This window comes from Sedimenticola sp., from assembly GCF_050289425.1.
Lineage (GTDB): Bacteria > Pseudomonadota > Gammaproteobacteria > Chromatiales > Chromatiaceae > Sedimenticola.
In genome coordinates this window covers 19,860-44,953 of sequence record NZ_JBNKFS010000020.1, presented here as the reverse complement: position 1 = coordinate 44,953, position 25,094 = coordinate 19,860, and the positions used below count along the sequence as shown (strand labels likewise).

The 25,094-nt window shown below is 53.8% G+C and carries 20 protein-coding genes; 14 read left to right on the top strand and 6 right to left on the bottom strand.

The genetic code is table 11. From position 1 onward, the window contains the following. The first annotated feature begins 163 nt into the window (after window positions 1–163). Both ACQY5R_RS13895 and ACQY5R_RS13890 read left to right on the top strand, forming a co-directional pair. Entirely contained in the window at window positions 164–2,341 is a 2,178-nt protein-coding gene (locus ACQY5R_RS13895) for a malate synthase G (protein WP_428609491.1), read from the top strand. Between the two features lie 325 nt (window positions 2,342–2,666). Continuing rightward, window positions 2,667–3,245 carry a PEP-CTERM sorting domain-containing protein gene (locus ACQY5R_RS13890; RefSeq protein WP_428609489.1) on the top strand — a complete coding sequence of 193 codons (579 nt, stop codon included), beginning with the start codon at window positions 2,667–2,669 and terminating at the stop codon, window positions 3,243–3,245. A gap of 272 nt (window positions 3,246–3,517) precedes the next feature. Here ACQY5R_RS13890 and ACQY5R_RS13885 read toward each other — a convergent pair whose 3' ends face one another. Beyond that, complete coding sequence (locus ACQY5R_RS13885; RefSeq protein WP_428609487.1) at window positions 3,518–4,150, bottom strand: gamma carbonic anhydrase family protein; 633 nt, start codon at window positions 4,148–4,150, stop codon at window positions 3,518–3,520. A gap of 144 nt (window positions 4,151–4,294) precedes the next feature. Between ACQY5R_RS13885 and ACQY5R_RS13880 the strand changes: the two genes are divergently transcribed. The 5 genes from ACQY5R_RS13880 to ACQY5R_RS13860 all read left to right on the top strand — a co-directional run bounded on the left by ACQY5R_RS13880 (window position 4,295) and on the right by ACQY5R_RS13860 (window position 8,201). After that, complete coding sequence (locus ACQY5R_RS13880; protein WP_428609485.1) at window positions 4,295–5,146, top strand: alpha/beta hydrolase; 852 nt, start codon at window positions 4,295–4,297, stop codon at window positions 5,144–5,146. A gap of 43 nt (window positions 5,147–5,189) precedes the next feature. Continuing rightward, a complete protein-coding gene (locus ACQY5R_RS13875; protein ID WP_428609483.1) occupies window positions 5,190–5,843 on the top strand; it encodes a VOC family protein in 654 nt (217 codons plus the stop codon). 135 nt (window positions 5,844–5,978) lie between these two features. Beyond that, complete coding sequence (locus tag ACQY5R_RS13870) at window positions 5,979–6,566, top strand: RBBP9/YdeN family alpha/beta hydrolase (RefSeq protein WP_428609481.1); 588 nt, start codon at window positions 5,979–5,981, stop codon at window positions 6,564–6,566. Between the two features lie 250 nt (window positions 6,567–6,816). Next, entirely contained in the window at window positions 6,817–7,296 is a 480-nt protein-coding gene (locus ACQY5R_RS13865) for a cupin domain-containing protein (protein WP_428609480.1), read from the top strand. A 158-nt stretch (window positions 7,297–7,454) separates the two neighbouring features. Then, window positions 7,455–8,201 (top strand): SDR family oxidoreductase, encoded by a 747-nt coding sequence (locus tag ACQY5R_RS13860; RefSeq protein WP_428609479.1) that lies wholly within the window; start codon window positions 7,455–7,457, stop codon window positions 8,199–8,201. Between the two features lie 135 nt (window positions 8,202–8,336). Here ACQY5R_RS13860 and ACQY5R_RS13855 read toward each other — a convergent pair whose 3' ends face one another. Then, window positions 8,337–9,713, bottom strand: coding sequence for a cache domain-containing protein (locus ACQY5R_RS13855; protein ID WP_428609478.1), 1,377 nt, complete (start codon window positions 9,711–9,713; stop codon window positions 8,337–8,339). A 487-nt stretch (window positions 9,714–10,200) separates the two neighbouring features. On the opposite strand from ACQY5R_RS13855, the gene ACQY5R_RS13850 reads away from it, so the two are divergent. The 5 genes from ACQY5R_RS13850 (at window position 10,201) to ACQY5R_RS13830 (ending at window position 15,371) form a co-directional block, all read left to right on the top strand. Beyond that, window positions 10,201–11,283, top strand: a complete 1,083-nt coding sequence (locus ACQY5R_RS13850) for a TRAP transporter substrate-binding protein (RefSeq protein ID WP_428609477.1) — start codon at window positions 10,201–10,203, stop codon at window positions 11,281–11,283. Between the two features lie 55 nt (window positions 11,284–11,338). Further along, entirely contained in the window at window positions 11,339–11,872 is a 534-nt protein-coding gene (locus ACQY5R_RS13845; RefSeq protein ID WP_428609476.1) for a TRAP transporter small permease subunit, read from the top strand. 18 nt (window positions 11,873–11,890) lie between these two features. Beyond that, window positions 11,891–13,180 (top strand): TRAP transporter large permease, encoded by a 1,290-nt coding sequence (locus tag ACQY5R_RS13840; protein WP_428609475.1) that lies wholly within the window; start codon window positions 11,891–11,893, stop codon window positions 13,178–13,180. A gap of 169 nt (window positions 13,181–13,349) precedes the next feature. Then, entirely contained in the window at window positions 13,350–14,699 is a 1,350-nt protein-coding gene (locus tag ACQY5R_RS13835) for a cache domain-containing protein (RefSeq protein ID WP_428609473.1), read from the top strand. A 21-nt stretch (window positions 14,700–14,720) separates the two neighbouring features. Beyond that, window positions 14,721–15,371 carry a response regulator gene (locus tag ACQY5R_RS13830; RefSeq protein WP_428609471.1) on the top strand — a complete coding sequence of 217 codons (651 nt, stop codon included), beginning with the start codon at window positions 14,721–14,723 and terminating at the stop codon, window positions 15,369–15,371. A 5-nt stretch (window positions 15,372–15,376) separates the two neighbouring features. Here the strand turns inward: ACQY5R_RS13830 and cfa are convergent, their stop codons facing one another. After that, window positions 15,377–16,573, bottom strand: a complete 1,197-nt coding sequence (gene cfa, locus ACQY5R_RS13825; protein WP_428609469.1) for a cyclopropane fatty acyl phospholipid synthase — start codon at window positions 16,571–16,573, stop codon at window positions 15,377–15,379. A gap of 474 nt (window positions 16,574–17,047) precedes the next feature. On the opposite strand from cfa, the gene ACQY5R_RS13820 reads away from it, so the two are divergent. Together ACQY5R_RS13820 and panP are read left to right on the top strand one after the other, a co-directional pair. Next, complete coding sequence (locus ACQY5R_RS13820; protein ID WP_428609468.1) at window positions 17,048–17,689, top strand: class I SAM-dependent methyltransferase; 642 nt, start codon at window positions 17,048–17,050, stop codon at window positions 17,687–17,689. Window positions 17,690–18,013: 324 nt separating this feature from the next. Beyond that, complete coding sequence (gene panP, locus ACQY5R_RS13815; RefSeq protein WP_428609466.1) at window positions 18,014–19,657, top strand: pyridoxal-dependent aspartate 1-decarboxylase PanP; 1,644 nt, start codon at window positions 18,014–18,016, stop codon at window positions 19,655–19,657. Between the two features lie 152 nt (window positions 19,658–19,809). Here panP and glk read toward each other — a convergent pair whose 3' ends face one another. From glk to ACQY5R_RS13800, 3 genes are all read right to left on the bottom strand, one after another. Beyond that, a complete protein-coding gene (gene glk, locus ACQY5R_RS13810; RefSeq protein WP_428609464.1) occupies window positions 19,810–20,829 on the bottom strand; it encodes a glucokinase in 1,020 nt (339 codons plus the stop codon). Between the two features lie 10 nt (window positions 20,830–20,839). Further along, window positions 20,840–22,501 carry a glucose-6-phosphate isomerase gene (gene pgi / locus ACQY5R_RS13805; RefSeq protein WP_428609462.1) on the bottom strand — a complete coding sequence of 554 codons (1,662 nt, stop codon included), beginning with the start codon at window positions 22,499–22,501 and terminating at the stop codon, window positions 20,840–20,842. A gap of 95 nt (window positions 22,502–22,596) precedes the next feature. Continuing rightward, window positions 22,597–25,092, bottom strand: coding sequence for a glycogen/starch/alpha-glucan phosphorylase (locus ACQY5R_RS13800; protein ID WP_428609460.1), 2,496 nt, complete (start codon window positions 25,090–25,092; stop codon window positions 22,597–22,599). Between the last annotated feature and the right edge of the window lie 2 nt (window positions 25,093–25,094).

Here is a 25,094-nt window from a genome sequence, read left to right as displayed (position 1 = left end):
TTCGCCAGGGGTACATTCCATACAGGTTTTTGATAGACTGATTATTTGCTGTTATCCCCTGACCCGGCGAACTTGTTTACACCTAACAGTGCGGAACCCCACCGCAGTGCGGGAACGGGTGACGGCAATCCAATCGAATATCAACCGTAACCAAGGGCTTTACATGACAGCACGCACACAGATCGGCGGCCTGCAAATCGCCAACGTGATCAAAGAGTTAGTTGAAAACAAGATCGCACCCGGAAGTGGCGTCAGCGCCGCGGAATTCTGGAGCCAGCTGGAACATATCGTCGACGACCTGGCACCGAAAAACCGCGCCTTGCTGGCAAAACGGGATGAATTGCAGGGCAAGATCGATGCCTGGCATCAGCAGCACGCCGGCCAACCGCTGGATGCCGCCGCCTACAAAGCCTTTCTGATCGAGATCGGGTACCTGCTGCCGGAAGTAGCTGATTTCACTATCGAAACCGACAACGTCGACCCGGAAATCACCGAGATGGCCGGCCCCCAACTGGTCGTGCCAATCAACAACGCCCGCTACGCCTTGAACGCCACCAATGCCCGTTGGGGCAGCCTGTATGACGCCCTCTACGGCACCGATGCCATTCCCCAGGACGGCGAGCTGGCCATCACGGCCGACTATAACCCGGCCCGTGGCGCGAAGGTGATCGAGACCGCACGCAACCTGCTGGACGAGGCCGCACCGCTGGCCCGCGGCAGCCATAAGGATGCCACCGACTATAGAATCTCCACTGGAAAACTGTCCGTTACTCTGAGTGACGACAGTCGCAGCGAACTGGCGCAACCGGAAAAGCTGATCGGCTTTAACGGTGACGCCGAAGCACCCAGCCAGATTCTGTTGCAAAACAATGGCCTGCATATCGAAATCCAGATCGATCGTAACTCGATGATCGGCAACGCGGACGCGGCCGGCATCAAGGATCTGATCCTGGAGGCTGCCATCACTACCATCCAGGACTGCGAAGACTCGGTCACCGCCGTCGATGCGGAAGACAAGGCTGTGGTCTACAGCAACATGCTGGGCCTGTTCATGGGTGACCTGACCGCCGACATGGAGAAGGGCGGCAAGTCGATCACCCGGCACTTGAATCCGGACCGCACCTACCAGACTCCCAGCGGCGGCAGCCTGACCCTGCCGGGACGCAGCCTGCTGTTTATCCGCAATGTGGGCCACCTGATGACCAACGAGGCGATCCTTGACCGTAACGGCAACGAGATCCCCGAGGGCATTCTGGACGGCATGATGACCGCCCTGATCGCCCTGCATGACCTGAAAGGCAACGGTAAGTATCAAAACAGCCGGCGTGGCAGCATCTATATCGTGAAACCGAAAATGCACGGTCCGGAAGAGGTCGCCTTCACCTGCGAGCTGTTCAGCCGCATCGAAGATGCACTCGGACTGGCACGCCACACCATGAAGGTCGGTATCATGGATGAAGAGCGCCGCACCACGGTTAACCTGAAAGCCTGTATCCAGGCCGCCAAGGAGCGCGTGGTCTTCATCAACACCGGCTTCCTCGATCGCACCGGTGACGAGATTCACACCAGCATGGAAGCCGGTCCGGTTGCCCGCAAGGAAGAGATGAAACAGCTCCCCTGGATCAAGGCCTACGAAGACTGGAACGTGGATATCGGCCTGCGCTGCGGCCTGCGCGGCAAGGCGCAGATCGGCAAGGGCATGTGGCCCATCCCCGATCAGATGGCCAACATGCTGCAAGCCAAGGTCGCGCACCCCATGGCTGGCGCCAACACCGCCTGGGTACCCTCACCCACCGCCGCCACCCTGCACGCCATCCACTATCACCAGGTCAACGTGGCCGAGCGCCAAAACGAGCTGGCTTCGCGTGAACTGGCCAGCCTGGACGCCATCCTGGAAATCCCCCTGATGGGCGACCGCCGCTACAGCGCCGAAGAGATCCAGCAGGAGTTGGACAACAACGCCCAAGGCATCCTCGGCTATGTGGTACGCTGGATCGACCAGGGCGTGGGCTGCTCCAAGGTGCCTGACATCAACGACGTGGGCCTGATGGAGGATCGAGCCACCCTGCGCATCTCCAGCCAGCACATCGCCAACTGGCTGCGCCACGGCATCTGCTCGGCGGATCAGGTGATGGAGACCCTTAAGCGCATGGCCGCGGTGGTGGATCGGCAGAATGCCGGTGACCCCAACTACCGCAACATGGCGCCCGACTTCGACGGTGTCGCTTTCCAGGCCGCCTGTGATCTGGTGTTCAAGGGTTGTGAACAACCCAGCGGCTATACCGAACCGGTACTGCACGCCCGGCGGCGCGAGGCCAAGGCGAAGTACGGACAGCGCTAAACGACCGCGTATGACAAAAAAGCACCGGTGTATGCCTCTGGCAGCACCGGTGCTTTTTGTTATGCGCCAGCTAAATAATCGATCAGCATGATGGTGCCGTCTCGAACGGTTTCAGCGACAGCACATTTAAAACCACGCCGGCTCTCTTACCCTCAACCCACCATCGATAAATAACCAAAATCCGACACGCCCAACTGTCAATGAATTTTACACCCCGTATCCGGAATACATAGAGCCATCCTGTAAGTCATTGATATTAAATACGTGGCATGATAAATGCCTAGTTTTTCATAAGGAGTTAAATGAACGAAAAAAAGGTTCCTTCATGAAAATATTAAAATCGATTCTGGCCACCGCTCTGTTGATGGGCCTTTCTGCCACATCCGCATATGCTGTACCCGTTCTGTTTACCTATACAGGTCAGGTGCAGTCGGTCTCAGGCGTAGGGGGTCTTACATCCATAGGCGATACCGTAACAATTGAAGTGATATCTGATAATGGCGGAAACAGCTTGTTATCCCAAACTTGGGGGGTTAATGACACCATTTCCGCGACGTTTACCGCAGGTGGATACACAGCCAGTTTTTTTGATAGCTGGTTTACAAGCGGGAGTTCAACAGGATTTTCTACCGATGCCACCGGAGCGTTACTGTCGACTAATTGGTTCGGAACAGGTAGTACCTCAGCGACCAGCGTTGATAATTTTGGGAATGGAATCTACCTCTATAACGTTGGCGTGAATGCGAGTAACGGGGGGAATATCAGCAGCACACCATCATTTGGGACGGTATCTGCGTGGGCTGATCCCACATTTGCCAGAGCATCCGTGCCTGAACCGACGTCTGTCGCCCTCATAGGCCTTGGCTTGGTTGGTTTTGGTTTTGCTAGAAAAAAACAGAAATAGAGTGGATTGATCATTATCCAAAGACCCCACCAAAGCCGGCTTTGGTGGGGTTTTCTACTTTATAGCCCAGCAACTTCACCCCAGGCCGCTTGTAAAAAATACAAGTACCGGTGTATGCCTCTGGCAGCACCGGTGCTTTTGTCCTGGTATGGAAGTGGGCACCTCTTGACCCCAGATCCGGGAAAACCATCGTAGGGTGCCGGTGAGCTTGCGAACCGCATCCTACCCGCTATTCACGGCCGCTTCCAAAAAACGAAGTCGGATTGTTTCGATTAATCCTGCTCCGACCCGGAAGCGACAGGAAGTGCCGTATCGGTTATCTGGTCCGAGACATGCGCGGCAAGCGATTCGGACAAGCGACGGGTGATCTTGACCATATCCACCTCATCGCGTTCGAAGCCGTAAACTGTGAGTGGAAAGTTCAGCGGCCGCTGGATCTCCCAGATCTGCTCATGGGCATCGGGAGGCAATACCTGGGCCGGATTGCCGACCGCCACCCAGCCGATGGGCACCGTGGTCTCCTCTGCCAAATGGGTCTTCAAGTGGACCACGCCATTGATGCGGACTTCGCTGCCCCGCCCGATGTAGGCAGCGTGAAAGATGGCACTGCCGGTAGCGATGAACACCTGATCTTCCAGGGTGCAACCCACCACATGGGCATTGGGACCGACCAGGCAATTGTTACCGATGTTCAACGGATGGCGTGCCGAACTGCGCAGCACCGCATTCTCCATAATGATGCACTCTTGCCCGATTGAGATAGCCCCGCTCTCCGCGATGACTTGGGCGCCAAACAGTATGCGACAGCCCGGACCGACCGTCACATCCCCACAGACAACCGCATTGGGCGCCACATAGGCCGTGGCGTCGATAGTCGGCATCTTGCCGTTATGTTGGATCAACATGTTAAACCTCCTAGCTGCCAGTTGTATTAAGTCAATTATTTGAGGCGGGCTTACGGCATGAGTCTATCATGGCCGACAGATAGAGATAGCGTACCAGAAGGCGGCGTCACCAACCCTTTAGAACCGATAGGCTATGCTGACACTATGTCAACGCCAGAGTTATCCCGAACCTTGCTCTATCTGTTCTCAACCCTGTTTGGGGCCTATCTGCTGCTACTGCTGGCGATCTATTTCAACCAGCATAAACTGCTCTATCTTCCTCATCTCCCGTCGAGAGAAATCGCCACCACCCCGCAAGCCGTCGGCTTGACCTACGAAGAGCTCGAGCTCAATACGGCAGATGGCGAGCGTCTGCACGGTTGGTACATCCCGACCGATAACGCACGGGGTACGCTGCTGTTCTTCCACGGCAATGCCGGCAACCTCTCCCATCGACTCGATTCGCTACAGATTTTTCATCGCCTCAACCTCAATGTACTCATATTCGATTACCGGGGCTATGGACGCAGTAGCGGACAACCGAGCGAGAACGGTACCCAACTGGACGCACGGGCCGCCTGGGCATACCTGGTGGACGAACGTGGTGAGTCACCCGGGCACATCGTGCTCTTCGGTCGCTCACTCGGGGCATCGATAGCGGCCCGGTTGGCGACCGAGAAACAACCGGCGGCACTGATTCTGGAGTCCGCCTTTATCTCGGTTCCCGAACTGGCCGCCGAGCTCTACCGGTGGTTACCGGTAAGGTTCCTGGCCCGACTGCAGTATCGAACCCGTGACACCCTCTCTCACGTGCATTGCCCGGTGCTGGTGGCCCATAGCCCGGACGATGAGATCATCCCCTACCGTCACGGCCGGGTCCTGTATGAAACCGCTCCGCCGCCCAAGGCGTTTCTACGTTTAACCGGCGATCACAACATGGGCTTTCTCCTAAGCGGAGAAAGTTATATACACGGGATTGATGCCTTTCTGGCAACACATCTTCCTACCAAACGCTGATCCCCGCTAAAATGTCCTATCATCCTTCATCCCGGAGTGTTCCATGCCGACACGAATCGACCACTTGGTCATTGGCGCCGCGAACCTGGCACAGGGTGTGGCCTATGTCAAAACCCAACTGGGCGTGGAGATACCCATCGGTGGTACCCATGAGAAATTGGGGACCCATAATCACCTCATGCAGCTCGGCAACGAGCTGTTTCTGGAGGTAATTGCGGTCAACCCTAACGGACAGACGCCGGCCAGGCCGCGCTGGTTTGGCCTGGATGATCCTCACGTCAGTCACGCCCTCAACAACCGGCCCGCACTACTCACCTGGGTGGTCAATACCCAGGATATCGAGGCGTTGCTGAGCAAGACGCCCGCCTCATTCGGCAAAGTCACCCCGATCAGCCGTGGAGATTTGCACTGGCTGTTCGGGCTACCCGGTGACGGTCGACTGCTTGCGGGCGGCATGCTCCCCTATGTCATGCAGTGGCAAACCGACACACATCCCGCCAATCGGATGGCAGACAGGGGCTGCCGCCTGCAACAACTGCATATCCACCACCCCTACCCGGATTGGCTGGCAGCCAACTTGAACACGATAGGTGCGGCGGAACTGGTACAGATACACCCCCTGGACAACGCCACCACACCTTATCTGGAAGCCGTTATTGCAACACCCGGTGGAGAAAAGATATTGAGATCCCGTTAATGCGATGCAGTTACCCAGTGCCGGGTTGCCGTCATAACGGAATAGACTAACCAAATAGCCATCCATTCTTTTTCCACCCGTCCTTGACTGCCTATACTTGGACACACCTGACTATCCCTAACACCCGGTCAACGCATGGAAACCCTCAATCCCATCAATTACATTATCGTCCCCGGTTACGGTAATTCCGGTGAAGCCCACTGGCAATCGCGCTGGCAACAGCGGTTGCCGAACAGCCGACGCACCCAACCCGCAAGCTGGGACTTCCCTGAACATGACGACTGGGTTGCCGCTTTGGACCGGGAGATCGCGGCTGCCGATGGACCGGTGCTGCTGATCGCACACAGCCTGGGTACGATCACGGTAGCGGAATGGGCCAGTACGCATCCCCATGACAAGGTGATCGGCGCCCTGCTGGTTGCCATTCCCGACGTACAACGGCCCGACCTGCCGTCCGCTATTCAGGGCTTCTCTCAGCCACGACTCACGCCCCTGCCCTTCCCCTCCATCGCGGTATTGAGCAGCAATGACCCCTACTCCGCGCTGGACCGGGGAAGCCTGTTTGCCAAACGCCTCGGCGCCCGCATCGAACTGATCGGTGACTACGGCCACATCAACCACGAATCCGGATTGGGTGACTGGGAGACGGGTTTGCACTGGCTGGATGAACTGATCACCACGGGCAGTCATCAACGACCAACGGGAAACAGCGCCGCTGGCTGAGCGGCATCAGGAGGCGCATTGACGGATCCTTGGCAATATACCGCCGTTAACAACCGAGGGCTTCGCAGTGTCCTATTACGCTCCTCCATCCATCCGTTTTCCATCAATAAATGCCACAGTTTGCATAACACGTTCGCCTATAATGCCAAAACGGTACCGGGTAATGAGGAGTGACGAAAGGTATCAACCGTGATAAAGAGATACCCTCCCTATCCAAACAACCCGTCGATAGCTAAACAAAGGAGAAGAGATGTCTGAGAAATCCTGTCCCGATGCCATTATGGCAGTCGATGTACCTATGCGCACGAAACCCTCTGTCTACCCGGAGCCGTTTGCTTCACGCATGGCTGGCAGGGATAAACACCAACTGGGTGATTTTTTCGGACTGGTGAATTTTGGTGTAAACCTGACACACCTTGCCCCCGGTGCGGTATCGGCACTTCGTCACAGCCATAGCAAACAGGATGAATTTATCTACATCCTGCAAGGCCAACCCACGCTGCACAGTAACGCCGGCAAGACTCGTCTCCAGCCGGGCATGTGCGCCGGTTTCAAGGCGGGTGCAAACAACGCCAGCAACCTCATCAACGAGACGGAAGAGGAGGTGATTTACCTTGAGATTGGCGACAGAACACCCGGGGACGAAGCCTTCTATCCCGACGATGATATCCAGGCCGCCATGATCGAAGGTGGATGGCGATTCACGCATAAGGATGGCACACCTTACTAGGCGTCCAACAAGCAAGTTCCTCAATACTATGCGGATACCCAACGCAAGCAGATCAACCGGCATAGACCTGACGACCGATGCGTTCGGAGCAAACCTGCATAATTGAGTACGGTTCGAACACAAGCCCGGTCCGTCGAATTGAATAGAGGCCCGTCAAGATGGAGAACATCGTCATCATTACCGGCGCCAGCCGGGGAATCGGTGCGGCCACCGCCAGACGCGCCGCAGAAGAAGGATATGCCGTTTGCGTCAACTACCTGCATAGCCAAGAGGCAGCCGATGCGCTGGTAGAGGAGATTCGATCAAAGGGCGCAACGGCGATATCGGTTCGTGCGGATATCACCAAGGAGAACGAGGTAGCCAAACTGTTTGACACTGTCGACCGATGCCTGGGTACGATTACCGCCCTGGTTAACAATGCCGGCATTCTGGAACGACAGATGCGTGTCGATGAAATGGATGCAAATCGCTTGAACCGTATCCTCACCGCAAACGTGACCGGCTGTTTCCTCTGTGCCAAAGAGGCTGTACTACGCATGTCGTATCGCTATGGCGGCCAAGGCGGAGCTATTGTTAATGTATCATCCGCAGCATCGCGCCTGGGGTCCGCCGGCGAGTATGTGGATTACGCCGCATCCAAAGGCGCCATAGACAGCTTTACTACCGGTTTGTCACATGAGGTAGCGGCCGAGGGGATTCGCGTCAACGCCGTGCGGCCTGCATTTATTTACACCGACATCCATGCCTGTGGCGGAGAAGCCGGCAGGATTGACCGTTTAAAGACGAGCATACCGATGCAACGTGGCGGTTATCCTGAAGAGGTAGCCAATGCCATTCTCTGGCTATTATCCGCCGAGGCCTCCTATGCAACCGGCTCGTTTATTGACCTGACTGGAGGTAAGTAAAGGGATATAGTGTCCATTTCAATTGCCCGTAGCAAGCGCACTTTATAGGCGACTGATTGATTATCAAGCCAATCATATTGGCATTACCCTCTCGTCACATCAAATCACTCTATTAAACACAGAATACCCATACACTCACCCGGAAACGCCATACTCCAGATCACCTTCAACGATAGATTCACTAACATGAGTTTCTATAATGGGAATATTTGCTCGAATGAGCGTGCCAACGTTGGGTGTTGAGAAAATATTGATATTGCCATTTTCTGATTCTATTTGGTCTCTGATACTATTAAGCCCCACACCCATGTGATGTTCTGAGTCGATAACCCCAGAGATAAAACCCATCCCATCATCCTGGTAATGCAGATGCAATTGGCTACCAGATTTACGCAGTCGCAGGTGTATTGTCTTCGCTTTGGCATGTTGCGCCGCATTCTTTAAAAGCTCTTCTACTACACGATAAATTTTTGTTTCCAGTCGGGGATTCAGACGGACCGAATAAGCAGGCAATCCCAGCCGTATACTCGATGTGTATTTTTTTTCATACGCAAGCGTAAGCTGTTTAATAGCCACAAAAAGACCGAGTTGATCCAATTCATCCGGCCGTAGATCCTGGACAAGTAGTGCGGCGTTTCCTACAACCTTGCCTAACTCAGCGGCAATCTCTTCAACATGCCCATCATGAATACTGGAGATCGCGTTTTCCAGTGGGATCTCGATAGTGTTTTTGATGTCCTTGGCCAGCTTACCTCTGACTTCTTCCTGAATGTCACGATATTTTCTATTCAGCAATTTTAACTTTTTGTCCGCCAGGCGACCTTCATGTAAGGTGATTTTCGCTGTCACCAATCCTGTCGTCAGTAACACGACTACCGCAATGGATGAGAGTAATATGAGGGAAAATAGCAAATTGTCGTCAAGCTCATCCTTCAATACCGTTTCAGCCGCATTGATGTCATCACTATAGAGCCCTGTGCCAATCATCCATTTCCATTCTGGCAAACCCTTTGCATAACCAAGCTTTTCAACCTTTTTACCGAGTGACGGCTTATCCCATAAATAGCTAACCGTATTACCTCCGGATTTAGCAGCCTCTACCAACTCCTTGATGATTTTTACGCCATTAACATCCGACAGCTCATATAAATTCTTTCCTTCTAACTGCGGCTTTTTTGGATGTGCGATATTTATGCCTTGATAGTCATATACAAAAAAATACCCATCTTCGCCGAATACAAGATTTTTTAAGATAGTCTTCGCTTCTTCCCTGGAACCATTATCGAACGTGGGTTTATCGTATAGATGTTTAACTGATGATACGGCGAGTGTCGTATAATTGTTTAACTCCTTCTTCCGTGCCTCCTTCAAGTGATGCTGTATTGATATAATATTGTTATCTCCATATCCCTGAATCAATACCACGGATGCCGTCGTAATGGCGGCACTGGAAACAAATAGAGGAACCAACACCAACAACATAATCTTATTTCGGAAGCTTAAATTGCTCATCGGCAATCACCTCACCCAACCATTTAGAATCCCTTCTCTATCTAAAAAATGTTGATTAACTTCACCCAACGCCCGGTCTACTTCACTAGGACCCTATCTCTCCTATCAGGCACTTTCCATCAGTGATTATACGTATCTTGAATGCGTAATTACCGGTAATGGGCGTTTTGGATATCACTCACTAAGTTATGTTTTTCTTCCGCTATTAAAACGGGATCATGCATACAGACCCAATTTTTTGTGCGCCGCAAAAGCAATGAAACCTCGTCAGGTTCTAGCACGATTTTGCGTAAATTTACTTACCCGCCTTTCGTACTAACCGCCATCGTCATAAGTACTCTTTCCACCAGCTTGCGCACTATTACGAATAGTCAATCTGGCCCCTCTTAGGCAGCATTGGTAAGCGGCGAAGCGCTGCTCCACTTGCTTTCCCGTTACAAATCAACCCCTGATCTGTGGATCAGACAGTGAGAGAGGATAAGAGATAATGTTTAAATCAAAACTGCCTAAAAAGCTGATGGCAGCCGCGATCTGCGTCGTCGCACTGGTTAATCCCGCTTTTGCCGCGGAGAAAACCTACCGGCTGAAGTTGGCGGAAACCTGGCCCTCCAACTTCCCCATTTTTGGTGATGCCACCAAAAACATGGCGGAGATGGCCAAGCAGATGTCCAATGGACGTTTGATCATCACCATCGATTCCAAGAACAAACACAAAGCGCCGCTCGGTGTGTTTGATATGGTACGGGCAGGTCAATACGACATGGGCCATTCCGCCTCCTATTACTGGAAAGGCAAAGATCCGGATACCCTCTATTTCACCACCATGCCGTTCGGCATGACCGCGCCTGAACAGTACGGCTGGTTTTATTATGGCGGCGGCATGGAATTGATGGAGAAGGTTTACGATAAACATGGCGTACTCTCTTTTCCAGGAGGTAACACCGGTAATCAGATGGGCGGATGGTTCCAGAAAGAGATCAATTCTGTCGAGGATCTTCAGGGACTAAAAATGCGTATCCCCGGTTTTGCTGGAGAAGTGCTGGCTAAACTGGGCGCCAAACCGACCAACATTCCGGCCGGTGAACTATACACGGCGCTGGAGCGCCGCACGATCGATGCTCTGGAGTGGGTAGGCCCCTCTCTGGATCTGCGCATGGGTTTCCACAAGATCGCCCCCTACTATTACACAGGCTGGCATGAACCAGCGACCGAACTCCAGTTCATGATCAATAAGAAGTCCTGGAACAAGTTGCCGGCCGACCTGCAGGAGATCCTACGTATTGCCATGCGTACCGCGGCCTACGACATGTATATCCAGTCCTATCACGCCAGTGGTGAGAACTGGGCGAAGATGAAGAACGAATACCCGAATATCAAGATCAAAACCTTCCCCAAGTCAGTCATCGACGCGATGAAGAAAGCCAACAGCGAATTGCTCATCGAACAGGCAGCGAAGGATCCCATGGCTAAAGAGATCATCGAGTCTCAGGCGAAATACCTTAAACAGGTACGTGTCTGGACCGACATTTCAGACCTGGCATACCTGAACAGCAGCGAATCTACTCAGTAATATAAACCAGATAGACGGCAGCCATCCGGCTGCCGTCTAGTTTCCGGGGTCACCTATGTTCCTTCTGCAACTCGAAAACGCTATCAATAGTTTCGCCGACTTATTAGGTAAGGTCGCCGGTGTACTGTTGATTGCTCTGTTATTCAATGTTTTTTTCGACGTCATCATGCGCTACCTGTTCAACGACGTTTCCATCGGTATGCAAGAGCTGGAGTGGCACCTCTATGCCAGTGTATTCATGCTGGGAATATCCTATGCGCTGCGCCATAACGGACATGTGCGTGTCGATCTCGTCTATGAGCGCCAGTCGGTAAAAACCAAAGCCTGGATCGACCTGTTAGGTACCTTGCTATTCCTCCTCCCTTTTTCCCTTCTGGTCTGTTTTTACGGCATCGATTTTGTCCGGGAATCATTCCAGATGAGCGAACAATCGGGTGACCCGGGCGGACTCCCCTTCCGCTGGCTGATCAAGTCAATGATCCCGTTTGCCTTCTTGTCAATGACAATCAGCGGCATCGGCATGGCCTTGCATTCGGTCAATACGCTGCTAGGGCGTCATCAAGACCTCAACACCGAATCTTTTTATTGATCCAGCGGGTAATACGCAATGATTGGTATCGTAATGTTTTTTGCAGCCTTGGTGCTGCTTCTGCTGGGATTCCCGGTAGCTTTTACTTTCGGTGGTGTAGCGCTGCTGTTTGGCCTGTATGCCGCTGGGCCGGATATGTTTGCCTTCATGCCGTTCCGCATCTTCAGCATTATGGAAAACACCGTGCTGATGGCCATTCCGCTCTTCATCTTTATGGGCATCATTTTGCAGAAGACCGAATTGGCAGCCCAGTTACTGGAGTCCATGGGTAAACTGTTCGGCAGCGTGCGCGGCGGATTGGCGATCTCAACCATCCTGGTCGGCGCCCTGTTGGCGGCATCTACCGGTGTGGTAGGCGCATCGGTTGTGGCAATGGGCCTGATTTCACTGCCGGTAATGTTGAAGTTCAATTACGACAAACGTCTTGCCTGCGGCACCATCTGTGCAGCCGGCACCTTGGGGCAAATCATTCCACCATCGATTATCCTGATCATTCTTGGTGACGTGATGGGAATACCGGTCGGCGACCTGTTCAAGGCGGCTGTTGGGCCGGGACTGGTCTTGATCGGCGTCTACGTCGCCTACATTTTGATCAAGTCTTTTCTGCATCCTGAAGTGGCGCCGGCCATGCCGATGGATGAAGACTTGGATCATCGCCATGAGCAGTACATCCGGGCCCTGAAGGCGGTACTGCCGCCCCTGGTTCTGATCCTTGTGGTGCTGGGGTCTATCTTTGCCGGTATCGCCACCCCGACAGAGTCTTCCGCACTGGGCGGCTTCGGGGCGCTGCTGTTGGCCCTGTTCTACCGCCAATTCAGCTGGAGTATGCTGTTTGAATCGGCCATGGAGACGGTCAAGGTCACCGCCATGGTATTTGCCATTTTGCTGGGTGCCACCGCTTTCTCCATGACATTCACCTATTCCGGTGGCGACCTCATTGTGGAAGAGATCCTCAGCAACCTGCCCGGTAACCACATGGGTTTTCTGATCCTCTCCATGGTGGTCATTCTGGTGTTGGGCTTCTTTATCGATTTCGTGGAGATCTCTTTCATTATTGTCCCCATGCTGGCACCGGTAGCGGAAAACCTGGGTATCGCCCCGCTCTGGTTTGCCATCCTGATCGCCATGAATCTGCAAACTTCATTCCTGACGCCGCCGTTCGGCTTCAGCCTGTTCTATCTGAAAGGCGTAGCCCCGCCGGAGGTGCGGACGATCGATATCTATCGTGGCGTTCTCCCCTTCATCCTGATGCAGATTGCCATCGTGATTACCATTCTGCTGTTTCCCGGCCTTTACGGATTGGCTTGACCTCAAGAATTGGAGTCGCCCAAGGGCGGCTCCAATCAACTTGAATCCAACTTGTATGCCCACTAATACGGACTTTCAGCTCAGTATTAGTGCGTAGCCAGCCATTATTTGCGTTACATGAACAGATTTTTTTGTCAGGATAGGGGCGTGTCATGCCGTGTAATCGCCTATGTCCCTAAAAACCAAAATACTCTTATTGGCCATACTTCCGCTCCTATTGGTGGCCAGCCTGATTACGCTGATCAACGTCAATCAAGCGCAGATTCTGGCCGAGGATGAGATCCACACCTTCAAAGAGAATTTACTCGCCTCGAAAAAGCGCGAGCTGAAGAATTACATCAGCCTGGCGTTGACCTCCATCGATCACATCATCCGTGACAAGAGCCTGGATGAGCAGACCGCCCGTGAAGGGGTCAAACAGATCCTCAATGAATTGACCTACGGTGAAGACGGCTATTTCTTCGTCTACGACCGGAATGGCGTCAATCTGGTACACCCGATCCTGAATGAAATAGTCGGTCGCAACCTCTACGACCTGCAAGACAGTAAGGGTGACTATGTCATCCGTAACCTGCTGCGGGTTGCCGCGGAGGGAGGCGGATTTCACCGCTACCTTTGGAACAAGCCCTCTTCGGGAAAAGAGGAAGAGAAACTCAGTTATGCGGTACAGGTGCCGGGATGGAACTGGATGCTGGGTACCGGCCTTTATATCGATGATGTGGCCAGCGAGGTGGCGAAAATCCGCGCCCAAGTCAATAAAAATATCCGCAGCACCTTTTTCACCATGCTGGTGGTGATCGTCGGCAGCGTCATCATGATCGCCTTGATCGGTATCGCCATCAATCTGCATGAGAGCCGCCTGGCCGATATCAGACTTCGCGAACTGGCCCATAAGTCGGTTCGTTTTCAAGTCAGTGAGCGGAGACGCTTTGCCCGGGAACTGCATGACGGTATCAATCAGCTCATGGTATCGGTGAAATTTCGTATTGAATCCGCTATCACCAAGCTGCAAAAAGGGCATACCACGGCACTGGACGATCTCAAAAGCGGTGCCGGCGTTCTCAACGATGCCATACAGGAGGTGCGCCGCATCTCCCACGACCTGCGCCCCCGGCTGCTCGATGACATGGGGCTGGCGGTGGCACTGGAGAGCCTTACCGGCAACTACACGGAACGGACCGGCATCACCACCGATCTCACGGTGGAGTTACCGGAGGAGCGGTTGCCGGAAGATATCGAAATCACCCTATACCGGGTGGTACAGGAGGCGTTGACCAATATCGAACGTCACGCCGGCCAATGCATGGTACAGCTCAGGTTGTCGCAAAGGGGCGACAGCGTGACGCTGGAGATAAAAGATAACGGTCGTGGCTTTGATCCTCAGATCGATCGCTTTGCAGAAGGCATCGGTCTGCGTAATATGCGCGAAAGGGTGGAGTTGTTGGGCGGAGAATTCAGCCTGATGGCAAAGGCCGGCGAAGGCACCCGCCTCCGGGCCCTGCTAAGAAGTGAACTGTAATCTTGTAACGGCGATTATCCCATGACTGAGCATAAACCGATAAGAGTGTTTCTGGTCGACGACCATCCTCTGGTACTGGACGGCATCCGCTCACGCCTGCAGGAAGAGCCGCATATCGATGTGGTAGGCCAGGCGAATAACGGCAAGGAAGCGATTGAAAAAGCCCGCACGCTACAACCGGATATCGTGCTGATGGATGTGAACATGCCGGTGATGGGAGGATTGGAAGCAACCCGCCAGTTTAAAGAAGAACTCCCCGGCATCCGTATCCTGATTCTGAGTATGCATGATGACCAGGAGTATATCGTTAAGCTGATGCATGAAGGCGCCAGCGGTTATGTGCTCAAAGATGTCTCGTCTGACGAATTGATCAAGGCGATAGAGGCGGTATATCAGGGTAGTACCTATTTTAGCGCCGGCGCCTCAAAAAGCCTGTTCAACAATTTCGATAAGGCAACCGGCGGGCAGGAGAGCAACCTCACCAAACGGGAAGAAACCGTTCTTACGTTGATCGCCGAAGGTCAGTGCAACAAAGATATTGCCCGCACCCTGGACATCTCCGTGAGGACGGTGGAAACCCATCGCCAAAATATCAAAAACAAACTGGACATACACACCGCTGCCGGATTGGCCCGCTATGCCATCGAACACAATCTGATCAAACTCTCCTGAAGCGCTCAACGCAAAGATCGATAGGTAGCCGTTCGACCACGCTTCGTCAGCACTAATTGCCACAACTGGCCTTGGCGGGAGCGAAAGAATCCGGCACAGCTGTGCAGGTAATATTTCCACATCCGGTAAAAACGCTCATCATAGTGCGCCTTTAGCCGATACCAGGCGGCGTCAAAGTTGCGCCACCAGGCCATCAGCGTACGATCATAATCATCACCGAAGTTATGCCAGTCCTCGAGGATAAAATAGGGCTGAAATGCCGCCGCCACGCGTCGCGGGGAAGGAATCTTACCATTGGGAAATATATATTTATCGATCCACGGATCGGTGGCGGTACTGTCGTTATACTCACCGATCGTGTGCAACAGAAAAATACCCTGATCATCAAGTACCCGATCGATGGTTTTAAAATAAGCGGCATAATTTTTCGGCCCGACATGTTCAAACATGCCGATCGATACCGCCCGGTCATACCGCCCCTTGAGGTCGCGGTAATCCATCAATTCAAGATTGACCGGTAACCCCTGGCAGCGCTCCCTGGCCAATGCCAACTGTTCGCGTGAAATCGTAATGCCATCTACCGTCACCCCATAGTGCTCGGCGGCATGACGGGCCAGACCGCCCCAACCGCAACCGATATCGAGCAGACGCAAACCGGGACGCAGGTTGAGCTTGCGGCAAATCAGGTCCAGTTTCGCTTGCTGTGCCTGTTCAAGATTTTCCGCCCGGACCCAGTAGCCACAACTGTAACTCATGGTGGGATCGAGCATGGCGGTGTATACGTCGTTGCCGATGTCGTAGTGTTGCTCTCCAACCTGAAAAGCACGCTGGCGGGACTGACGGTTGAACAGGACATTCTTGAGCAGGGCCGCCAGCCAACGCATACGGGTGCGACGATTGACCCGCACTTCCACATTCATGGCAAGCAAACGGCTAACGGTTTCATCCAACCGTTGCGAACTCCACAAACCATCAACAAATGACTCGCCGAAACCCAACGACCCCTGCATCAGGATGCGTCGATAAACGGAGGGGTGGAACACCTGAATATCCCAAGGACGATGCCCATTGAAGCGCACATCCGCCTCAGCGGCCAGATCACGCAGGATTGGCGGAGGCGCCGGGCGTGGATCAGTATTATTATTGTGACCGGACCATCCTTCCGAGGGTCTGCCTGCAAATAAATCGCCTGTCTCAACCATACGCCTCCTCCCAAGACAATCCGTACACAGTGCGATGTACAAAAAACCTGAATAGAATGCAGCGCCGGTCATATTAATCGCGGTAAAAGCCGTACTGCAATATCCAGCCACAACCCTGCACACGTATTACGACAAAATTATTTTTATGATTGATCTACTCATTCGATAGCGGCATGAATTTACTGACACCGGCTAAATAGATCCGGGTAGCAATAGTAAAATTATAGCCGACTCTTGCCCGTGTCTACCGCACTCTGGCCGGTTAAAACCGGTAACCCAACCGGATAAGTACGGTTAGACCGACTCGCCGTCACACTTCAGGCTCAATCTGGGTACCTCTCTTTTTTTAACGGGTCTAACCGGACCGTTTTGGCAATATTGCCCGGATACCTGTACAGTGGCGCCTCCTCATGCGTCGAATAGCCCAGGTTAATCGTGCGTTTTAACCTGACCCACGGCTTATAGATGACACCCATGCGCATACGTTACCGGACTATAGAATTTGGTGATCTGGACATCCACCTGCGAACCTTACGTGACCGACAACAGTTCCAGGATGAGCATGGTGTTGCCGAAAAACTGGGCATTTCATCCGCGCTGTGGCCGCTATTCGGGGTAGTCTGGGACTCTGGAGAGGTGCTCGCCCACCACATGCTCGATTACCAGATTGCCGGCAAACGCATTCTTGAGGTGGGCTGCGGCATCGCCCTGGCCAGTCTGGTACTCAACCATCGCAGGGCGGATATCACCGCCACCGACTATCATCCGGAAGCGGAATCCTTTTTAGCCAGCAACGTTCGCCTGAACCAGGGCAACGACATCCCTTTTGTACGCACCGGTTGGGCCGACACAGAGACCGATTTGGGCGAATTTGACCTGCTTATCGGCAGCGACCTGCTCTATGAACGTGAACAGGTCGAGCTGCTCTCCGGATTTATTGATCAGCACGCGAAGCCCCGTTGCGAAGTCGTGCTGGTCGACCCGGGCCGCGGTAACCATGCACGTTTTAGTAAACGCATGGTATCTCTCGGCTACACCCATAGTCAGGCAAAACCGAAAAATGCCGATTTCCTTGACCGGCCTTTTCGAGGACAGATCTTAAGCTATACGCGCTAACTATTTGTCCTCTTGATCACTCATGGCCCCACGTTACCCTAGACGATCACTATCCATTCTTATTCGTACCCCCTCTTCCGCAACCCCAATACCATAAGGGTAAACGGATCCATCCAGCACCCTCCTTTTGTCTCAAGACCGGATCCTTTCAATCGATACCTTTACTATTTTATTTCATAAAAAACAAGCATATAGATAACCACGCCCGATTCTCACCAATGACGCAGAGCAGCAAAAAATACTCGACAGGGGGTGCAACAGGCTCTACATTCATCCCTTGGCAATCAGCAGGGTGTTCCAACAACGATGACGAACCCAGTCAAAATGAGTGACCAGAAACACGCCGTCGCGAATCTGAGTAATCTCTATCGGATCTTCACCGTACCGGAGTCCCCCGATTCCACGCTGGGTAAAATCGATCAAGAGATATCCCAGAACCTAAACGGGTTCTTGCGTGACCGGATCGTGGCGACCGAGCAGGATCTGGCGATTATTGAGCAGGATTTCTCTTCCCCACGGATACCGGAACAGCCTACCTTCGTCTCCGACTATACCGAATTCCTGCTGGACACCCTGGTGGCCCAGTCCGTGCATACCGCCGCACCCGGGTTTGTCGGCCACATGACCTCCGCCCTGCCCAGCTTTATGCTGCCGTTATCACGGATCATGACCGCGCTGAACCAGAATCTGGTCAAGATCGAGACCTCCAAGGCGTTCACGCCCATGGAGAGGCAGGTGTTGGGTATGTTGCACGCCCTTGTCTACGGCAACGACGAAACCTATTACCAACGCTGGATGCATGACCGGGATAGCGCCCTGGGGGCATTCTGTTCCGGCGGTACCCTGGCCAATATCACGGCACTCTGGGTGGCGCGAAACAAGCTGTTTCCAGCGAGGGAGGGGTTCAGCGGCGTCGCCCGAGAGGGACTCCACCGCGCATTCAAACACTACGGTTGTGAGGGTGTGGCGGTATTGATTTCACAACGGGGACACTACTCGTTCGGTAAGGCGGCCGACCTATTGGGGATCGGCCGGGACGCCATCATCGCCATCCCGACAGACCGGGATAACCGTATCGATATCGATCAGTTGCTGGCGACCTGCGAACGGCTGGCACAACAGCGCATCAAGATACTCAGCCTGGTTGGCATCGCCGGCACCACCGAGACCGGCAACGTCGACCCGTTGGAGCGACTGGCGGATATCGCCCAGGAGCAGGGTTGCCATTTCCATGTCGATGCCGCCTGGGGCGGACCCACCCTCTTCTCCCGTAGCCACAAATCCCTGTTGAAAGGGATTGAGCGGGCCGATTCCGTGACCATCGACGCCCACAAGCAGCTCTATGTGCCGATGGGCGCGGGCATGGTGCTATTCAAAAATCCCTGCTCGCTCACCAGTATTGAGCACCATGCCGAATATATCCTGCGTAAAGGTTCGAAAGATCTTGGCAGCCACACCCTGGAGGGTTCACGCCCCGGTACCGCGATGCTGGTCCATTCGGCGCTCAACATCATCGGCCGCAAAGGTTATGAACTGCTGATCGACAAAGGCATCGACATTGCGCATACCTTCGCCGACATGATCGAGTCCGAGGCCGATTTTGAACTGGTCACCCGACCGGAACTGAATCTGCTCACCTACCGCTACGTCCCCGCGCCGATCCAGGCTGCCTTAAAAAAGGCGTCCGAAACGCAGCGCACCGAGATCAACCAACAGCTCAACAGGCTGACCAAGCAGATACAGAAGAGCCAGCGCGCCGCCGGCCGCAGCTTCGTCTCCCGTACCCGACTCTCGCCGCCTCAGTATGGTGACGATACCCTCACGGTGTTCCGGGTAGTGTTGGCCAACCCCCTGACAACCCCCGGGATCCTGCAAGAGATGCTGGCCGAACAGAAACGGATCGCCAGCGAGGATGAGCAGGCCGTGGCAACGCTGAACAGCCTGGATGAACTGATCTCTGGCAACTGAGCATCCACACAGACACACAAGTCTGTCCAACCTGCGGCTAACCGGACAACCACAGAGGGTGCCCCTAAGGGCTATATGTCGGTTAAGTGAACCGATCTGTAGGGGCAGGCCCCCGTGCCGACCCGCTACCGTCGCCAAACCGCATGCGTGGGTTAGGATCCTTGGCCGGCAGCAAGACCGGCTTGTTGGCGGGCATAGGCCACCGCCCCATCGATTCCGGCGGTCTCTTTGGTAATCAACACAACCGGTAACCGCTCCAGGTAAGTCTGCATCGGACCTTTTTTCACCAGCGGTGTAAGAAGGTGTTGAGCGGTCAGCAGTGCCTGTATTTTCGGCACGATCCCCCCCGCCAGATAGATGGCATCCAATGGAAAGTAGTGCAGTGCGATATCCCCGGTTACCGAGCCGAGTATTTCAACAAAACAGGTCAGGGTGCGAACGGAGAGGGGGTCATCAGCCGCCAGGGCATGCTGACTAATAACCGGCGCCGGATCGGTCGCCCGCTTAATCTGCTCACGTACCAAAGGGGACTCACTCTCTCCCAAGGCGTCCCTAAAAAAACGGTAGAGCATGAAGATACCACGCCCGGAGAGCAGCATTTCGACACTGACCCGGCCACACTGTTGCTGCATCCAGGTTAGCAACTGTTCCTGTTCAGCCGTGGCCGGGGCGAAACCGGCATGTCCGGCTTCACTGCTGAAGACAACCTGGCGATCGCCAAGCCAGGCCAGATACGCCGCCCCCAGACCGGTGCCGGACGCTACCACAACGGCATTACTCTGAGGGCCGGGCCGCTCAACCGCGCCCGGATTGACCAGCACCAACTGCTCCGCTGGAAGGATCGGCAGTGCATAGGCCGCCGCCGCCAGGTCATTCAGCAAATACACCGTTTTAGTCTTGAGCTGTTTGCTGAGCATCTCTGTGCTGACTTCCCAGGGCAGATTGGTGATCGCCGCCCGGCCGGACATCACCGGGCCGGCTACGGCCAGCGATACGGCGTCGAAGGGTAACGTGAACGCATGCCTGGAAATAAATTCATCAATGATCGGCTCAAGGGAACTGTAGCGAGCACTGGCAAAGGTGGTTTGGAAGTGGCCGGAACAAGCCGCATCGTCATCCAGATAGATCAAGCGGGTGTGGGTACCGCCAACATCACCGGCCAATATTCGCATCGGAGTCCTGCTACGCCTGGGTCGAATTTCGCGGCCGCTGCCGCTTGTAATAGTTGATCAAGCCATTGGTCGAGCAATCGTGACCCGACACCGATTCTACATCATCCAGCTCATGCAAAATGGCGGAGGCGAGCTGTTTGCCCAACTCGACACCCCACTGATCGAAGGAGTTGATATTCCAGATCACCCCCTGCACGAAAATCTTATGCTCATACAGGGCAATCAGCGAACCGAGGGTTTTGGGGTCAAGCGTATTGAACAGCAAGGTGCTGGTTGGCCGGTTTCCGGGAAACACCCGGTATGGCAACAGACGCTCTATCTCGTCCGGCGTCACCCCCTTGTCACGCATCTCCCGACGCACCACCTGTTCGGTTTTACCACGCATCAGCGCCTCGGTCTGAGCAAACACGTTGGACATCAATGCCCGGTGATGGCGCTGGATACAGCGAACCGTATAGATCGGCGCCAGGATATCCGCCGGGACCAGTTTGGTTCCCTGGTGCAAAAGTTGGAAAAAGGCGTGCTGGGCGGCAATACCGATCTCACCAAACAGGACGGGACCGGTGGAATAGTCCACCGCTTGCCCGGACCGATCTACAGACTTGCCGTTGCTCTCCATATCCGCCTGTTGGAGATAAGCCGGGAAGCAGTGCAGATGTTGATCGTAGGGCAACACCGCCATGGTCTGGGCATTGAAAAAGTTGTTATACCAGACGCCGAGCAAGGCCATGATCACGGGGATATTGCGATCCAGCGGAGTCTGCCGAAAGTGGACATCGACATCATGCGCGCCCTCCAGCAACTGTTCGAACTGCTCAGAGCCGATGGCGATTACAATAGACAGGCCGATGGCGGACCAGAGTGAATAACGCCCCCCAACCCAATCCCATATCCTAAATATGTTGTCCTCGGCTATGCCGAATTGTCTGGCCAATACGGCGTTGGAGGTGACGGCGGCAAAGTGGCGGTTTATCTGTTCATCGGAACCGACCTTGTGTATGTACCACTGCCTGGCCGTCTCCGCATTGACCATGGTGTCCTGGGTGGTAAAGGTTTTGGATGAGATTATAAAAAAGGTGGTTTCCGGATTGAGGAACTCCAGCGTATCGTTGATGTGGTTTTCATCGACGTTTGATACATAATGTACATTCAGATCATGCAACCTGTAGGGCCGCAGGGCCTCGGTCACCATCAGTGGCCCCAGGTGTGAACCGCCAATGCCGATATTCACCACATCGGTAATCGGCTGGTTGGTCACCCCCCGCCAATCCCGCCGCCGGATGGCCTCGGCCAGTTTGTTGACGCGGAGTCGCTCCGCCCTCACTTCACTGACCACGTCAACCCCGTCCAGTGCGATGACCTCGTCCTGGTTGGCACGCAACGCCATATGCAGCACGGCACGCTGTTCGGTATTATTGATCAGGTCACCGTCGAACAGGCGCGCTATCCATTGGCTCAGCTCCAACTCCTCCGCCAGCTTCAACAGAAGAGCGAGTGTCTCTCCGGTAATATGATTTTTCGAGTAGTCATAAAGCAGGTCATTCAAGCGCAGGGAGAAGCGCTCAAAGCGCCGCGGATCGGTATCAAACATATCGCGCATGTGTTGATGACGGATCACCTCATAGTGCTGACTGAGTGCCGTCCACGACTCCATCTCGGTTAACACTGACATAGTCACCTCTTCCTTCGCTATCCGGACAAGTAGCCACGTTTATTGGCAACCTGTTATCAGGGTGCCTGATCGATATCAGAGTGTTTTAGCACACCCTAAGACCGCTCAATGACGGGTTTGGCCTGCAAATTCCAGATACCGGCATTGTATTCACTAATGGTCCTATCAGTAGAAAACGGGCCGCTGCAGGCAGTATTCATAATGCTCATTTGCACCCAGTGCGTGCGATCCAGATAGGCGCGTGATACCCGCTCCTGTGCATCCACGTAACTCCTGAAATCCGCCAGTGTCAGCCAGGGGTCATTCGGGTTCAGCAGCGCTTGGATCACATCATCAAAAATAGCCGGTTCAAAGGTATTGAAATGACCACACTGCAACAGATGCATAGCCCTTTGCAGGTCTTCATCCTCTTCTACCAACAAGCCCGGATTGTAATGAGCGCGTGCCGCCTCGACCTCTTCGGCATGCAGGCCGAACAGGAAATAGTTGCCGGACCCCAACGCATCCATGATCTCAATATTGGCGCCATCATAAGTACCGATAGTGATAGCTCCGTTCATCATGAATTTCATATTCCCGGTACCCGACGCCTCTTTACCGGCCGTCGATATCTGTTCGGAGAGATCCGTCCCCGGGCAGATCACTTCCATTTTCGATACACCATAATTCGGGATAAAGGCGAGCTTGATGTTTTCATTTACCTGCGGGTCGCTATTGATGACCTCCGCCACGTTATTAATCAGCTTGACGATCTTCTTCGCCAGCTTGTAACCGGGTGCGGCCTTGCCGCCGATAAGAATGCAACGCTTTGTCCAGTCAGCACTGTCACCGCGTTTGATCCGATCATAGAGGTGGATAACATGCAGTACGTTCAGCAACTGCCTTTTATATTCATGTATCCGCTTGACCTGCACATCAAACAGAGCCGTCGTATCGAATTTCACTCCACAGGTATTTTCCACCATCTCTGACAGACGCTGTTTATTGGCCTGTTTCACCTCATACCAGCGCTGAATAAATTCCGTATCCTCCACATACTCCCGGATGGCGGCTATTTTGCTGTAATCCTGCACCCAGTCGTCGCCGATCTTATCGGTAATCAGTGCCCGCAATCCGGGGTTGGCGTACGCCACCCAACGCCTGGGGGTCACACCGTTGGTTTTATTGTTAAACTTTTCCGGCCATAATTCGTAAAAATCCCGAAACAGACCGCTCGTCAACAGTCGGGAGTGGAGTGCGGCCACACCGTTTATGGAGAAACTGCCGACAATGGCCAGATAAGCCATACGAATCTGTTTAACATCGCCTTCCTCAATAATGGACATGCGACTCTGCCGATCGACTTGGCCCGGCCAGCGCATGGCAACCTGCTTCAAGAAATGTGCATTGATTTCATAAATAATCTGTAGCAGGCGTGGCAGCAGCTTCTCGAACAGACCCACCGTCCACTTTTCCAACGCCTCAGGCAACAGAGTGTGGTTGGTATAGGCCATGCAGTGACTGGTAATATCCCAGGCCTCTTCCCACGCCAAACCTTTTTCATCGATCAGCAGTCGCATCAGTTCTGCGACCGCAATCGTGGGATGGGTGTCATTGAGGTGGAATACGTTTCGGGACTTGAATTGGCTGTAATCGGGACCTTCGGTATTCTCCCACATTCTCAGTACGTCCTGCAGACTGGCCGAGGCGAGAAAATACTGTTGCTTAAGGCGCAACTCCCTGCCGTTTTCACTCACATCATTGGGGTACAGTACCATCGTGATATGCTCAGCGTTATTCTTGGCCTCTACCGCCTCGGAATAGCTACCGGCATTGAAATCATCCAGATCAAAATCACTGGTGGCACTCGCTGACCATAAGCGCAGTGTATTGATAGTGTGATTGCGATAACCGGAGATCGGCACATCGTAGGGTATCGCCAACACATCCGATGTATCTACCCAGACTGGGCGACTTTTTCCATACCCCTCCTCTATACTGCTAATCCTGCCACCAAACCGGATGACACACTTATACTCGGGTCGCTCCAGTTCCCACGGGTAACCGTCACGCAGCCAGTGATCGGGCTCCTCTACCTGAAAGCCATTTTCAATCCTCTGTCGGAACATGCCATATTGGTAGCGTATGCCATAACCGATGACCGGTAATTGCATGCAGGCACAGCTATCCATAAAGCAAGCCGCCAGGCGTCCAAGACCGCCATTACCGAGTCCGGCATCCACCTCTTCGGACACAATCTCTTCCAGATTTAGCGCAAAGCGGTTCATCGCCTCTTCGGTTGAATGATCGAGCCCCAGGTTAAGCAGATGATTGCCCAGTGAACGACCGATCAGAAATTCCAGCGATAGATAGTAGGCCTTTCTCACACCCGGTTCATCGTAGCGCCGCCAGGTGTCGCGCCAGTCCATCATGATCCTGTCACGTATAACCAGAGAGAGTGCCTCATACTGGTAGAGCGGGATGCAACCGATAAAGCGCCCAAGATGCCGCGTCAGGTAGCGTTGAAAATCAATGGCAATAGCGGAGCTATCCGAGGGAAGTCGTGTCAGTTCAAACAGTTCATCACTACATTTATTCGTTTCAGCAGTCATTT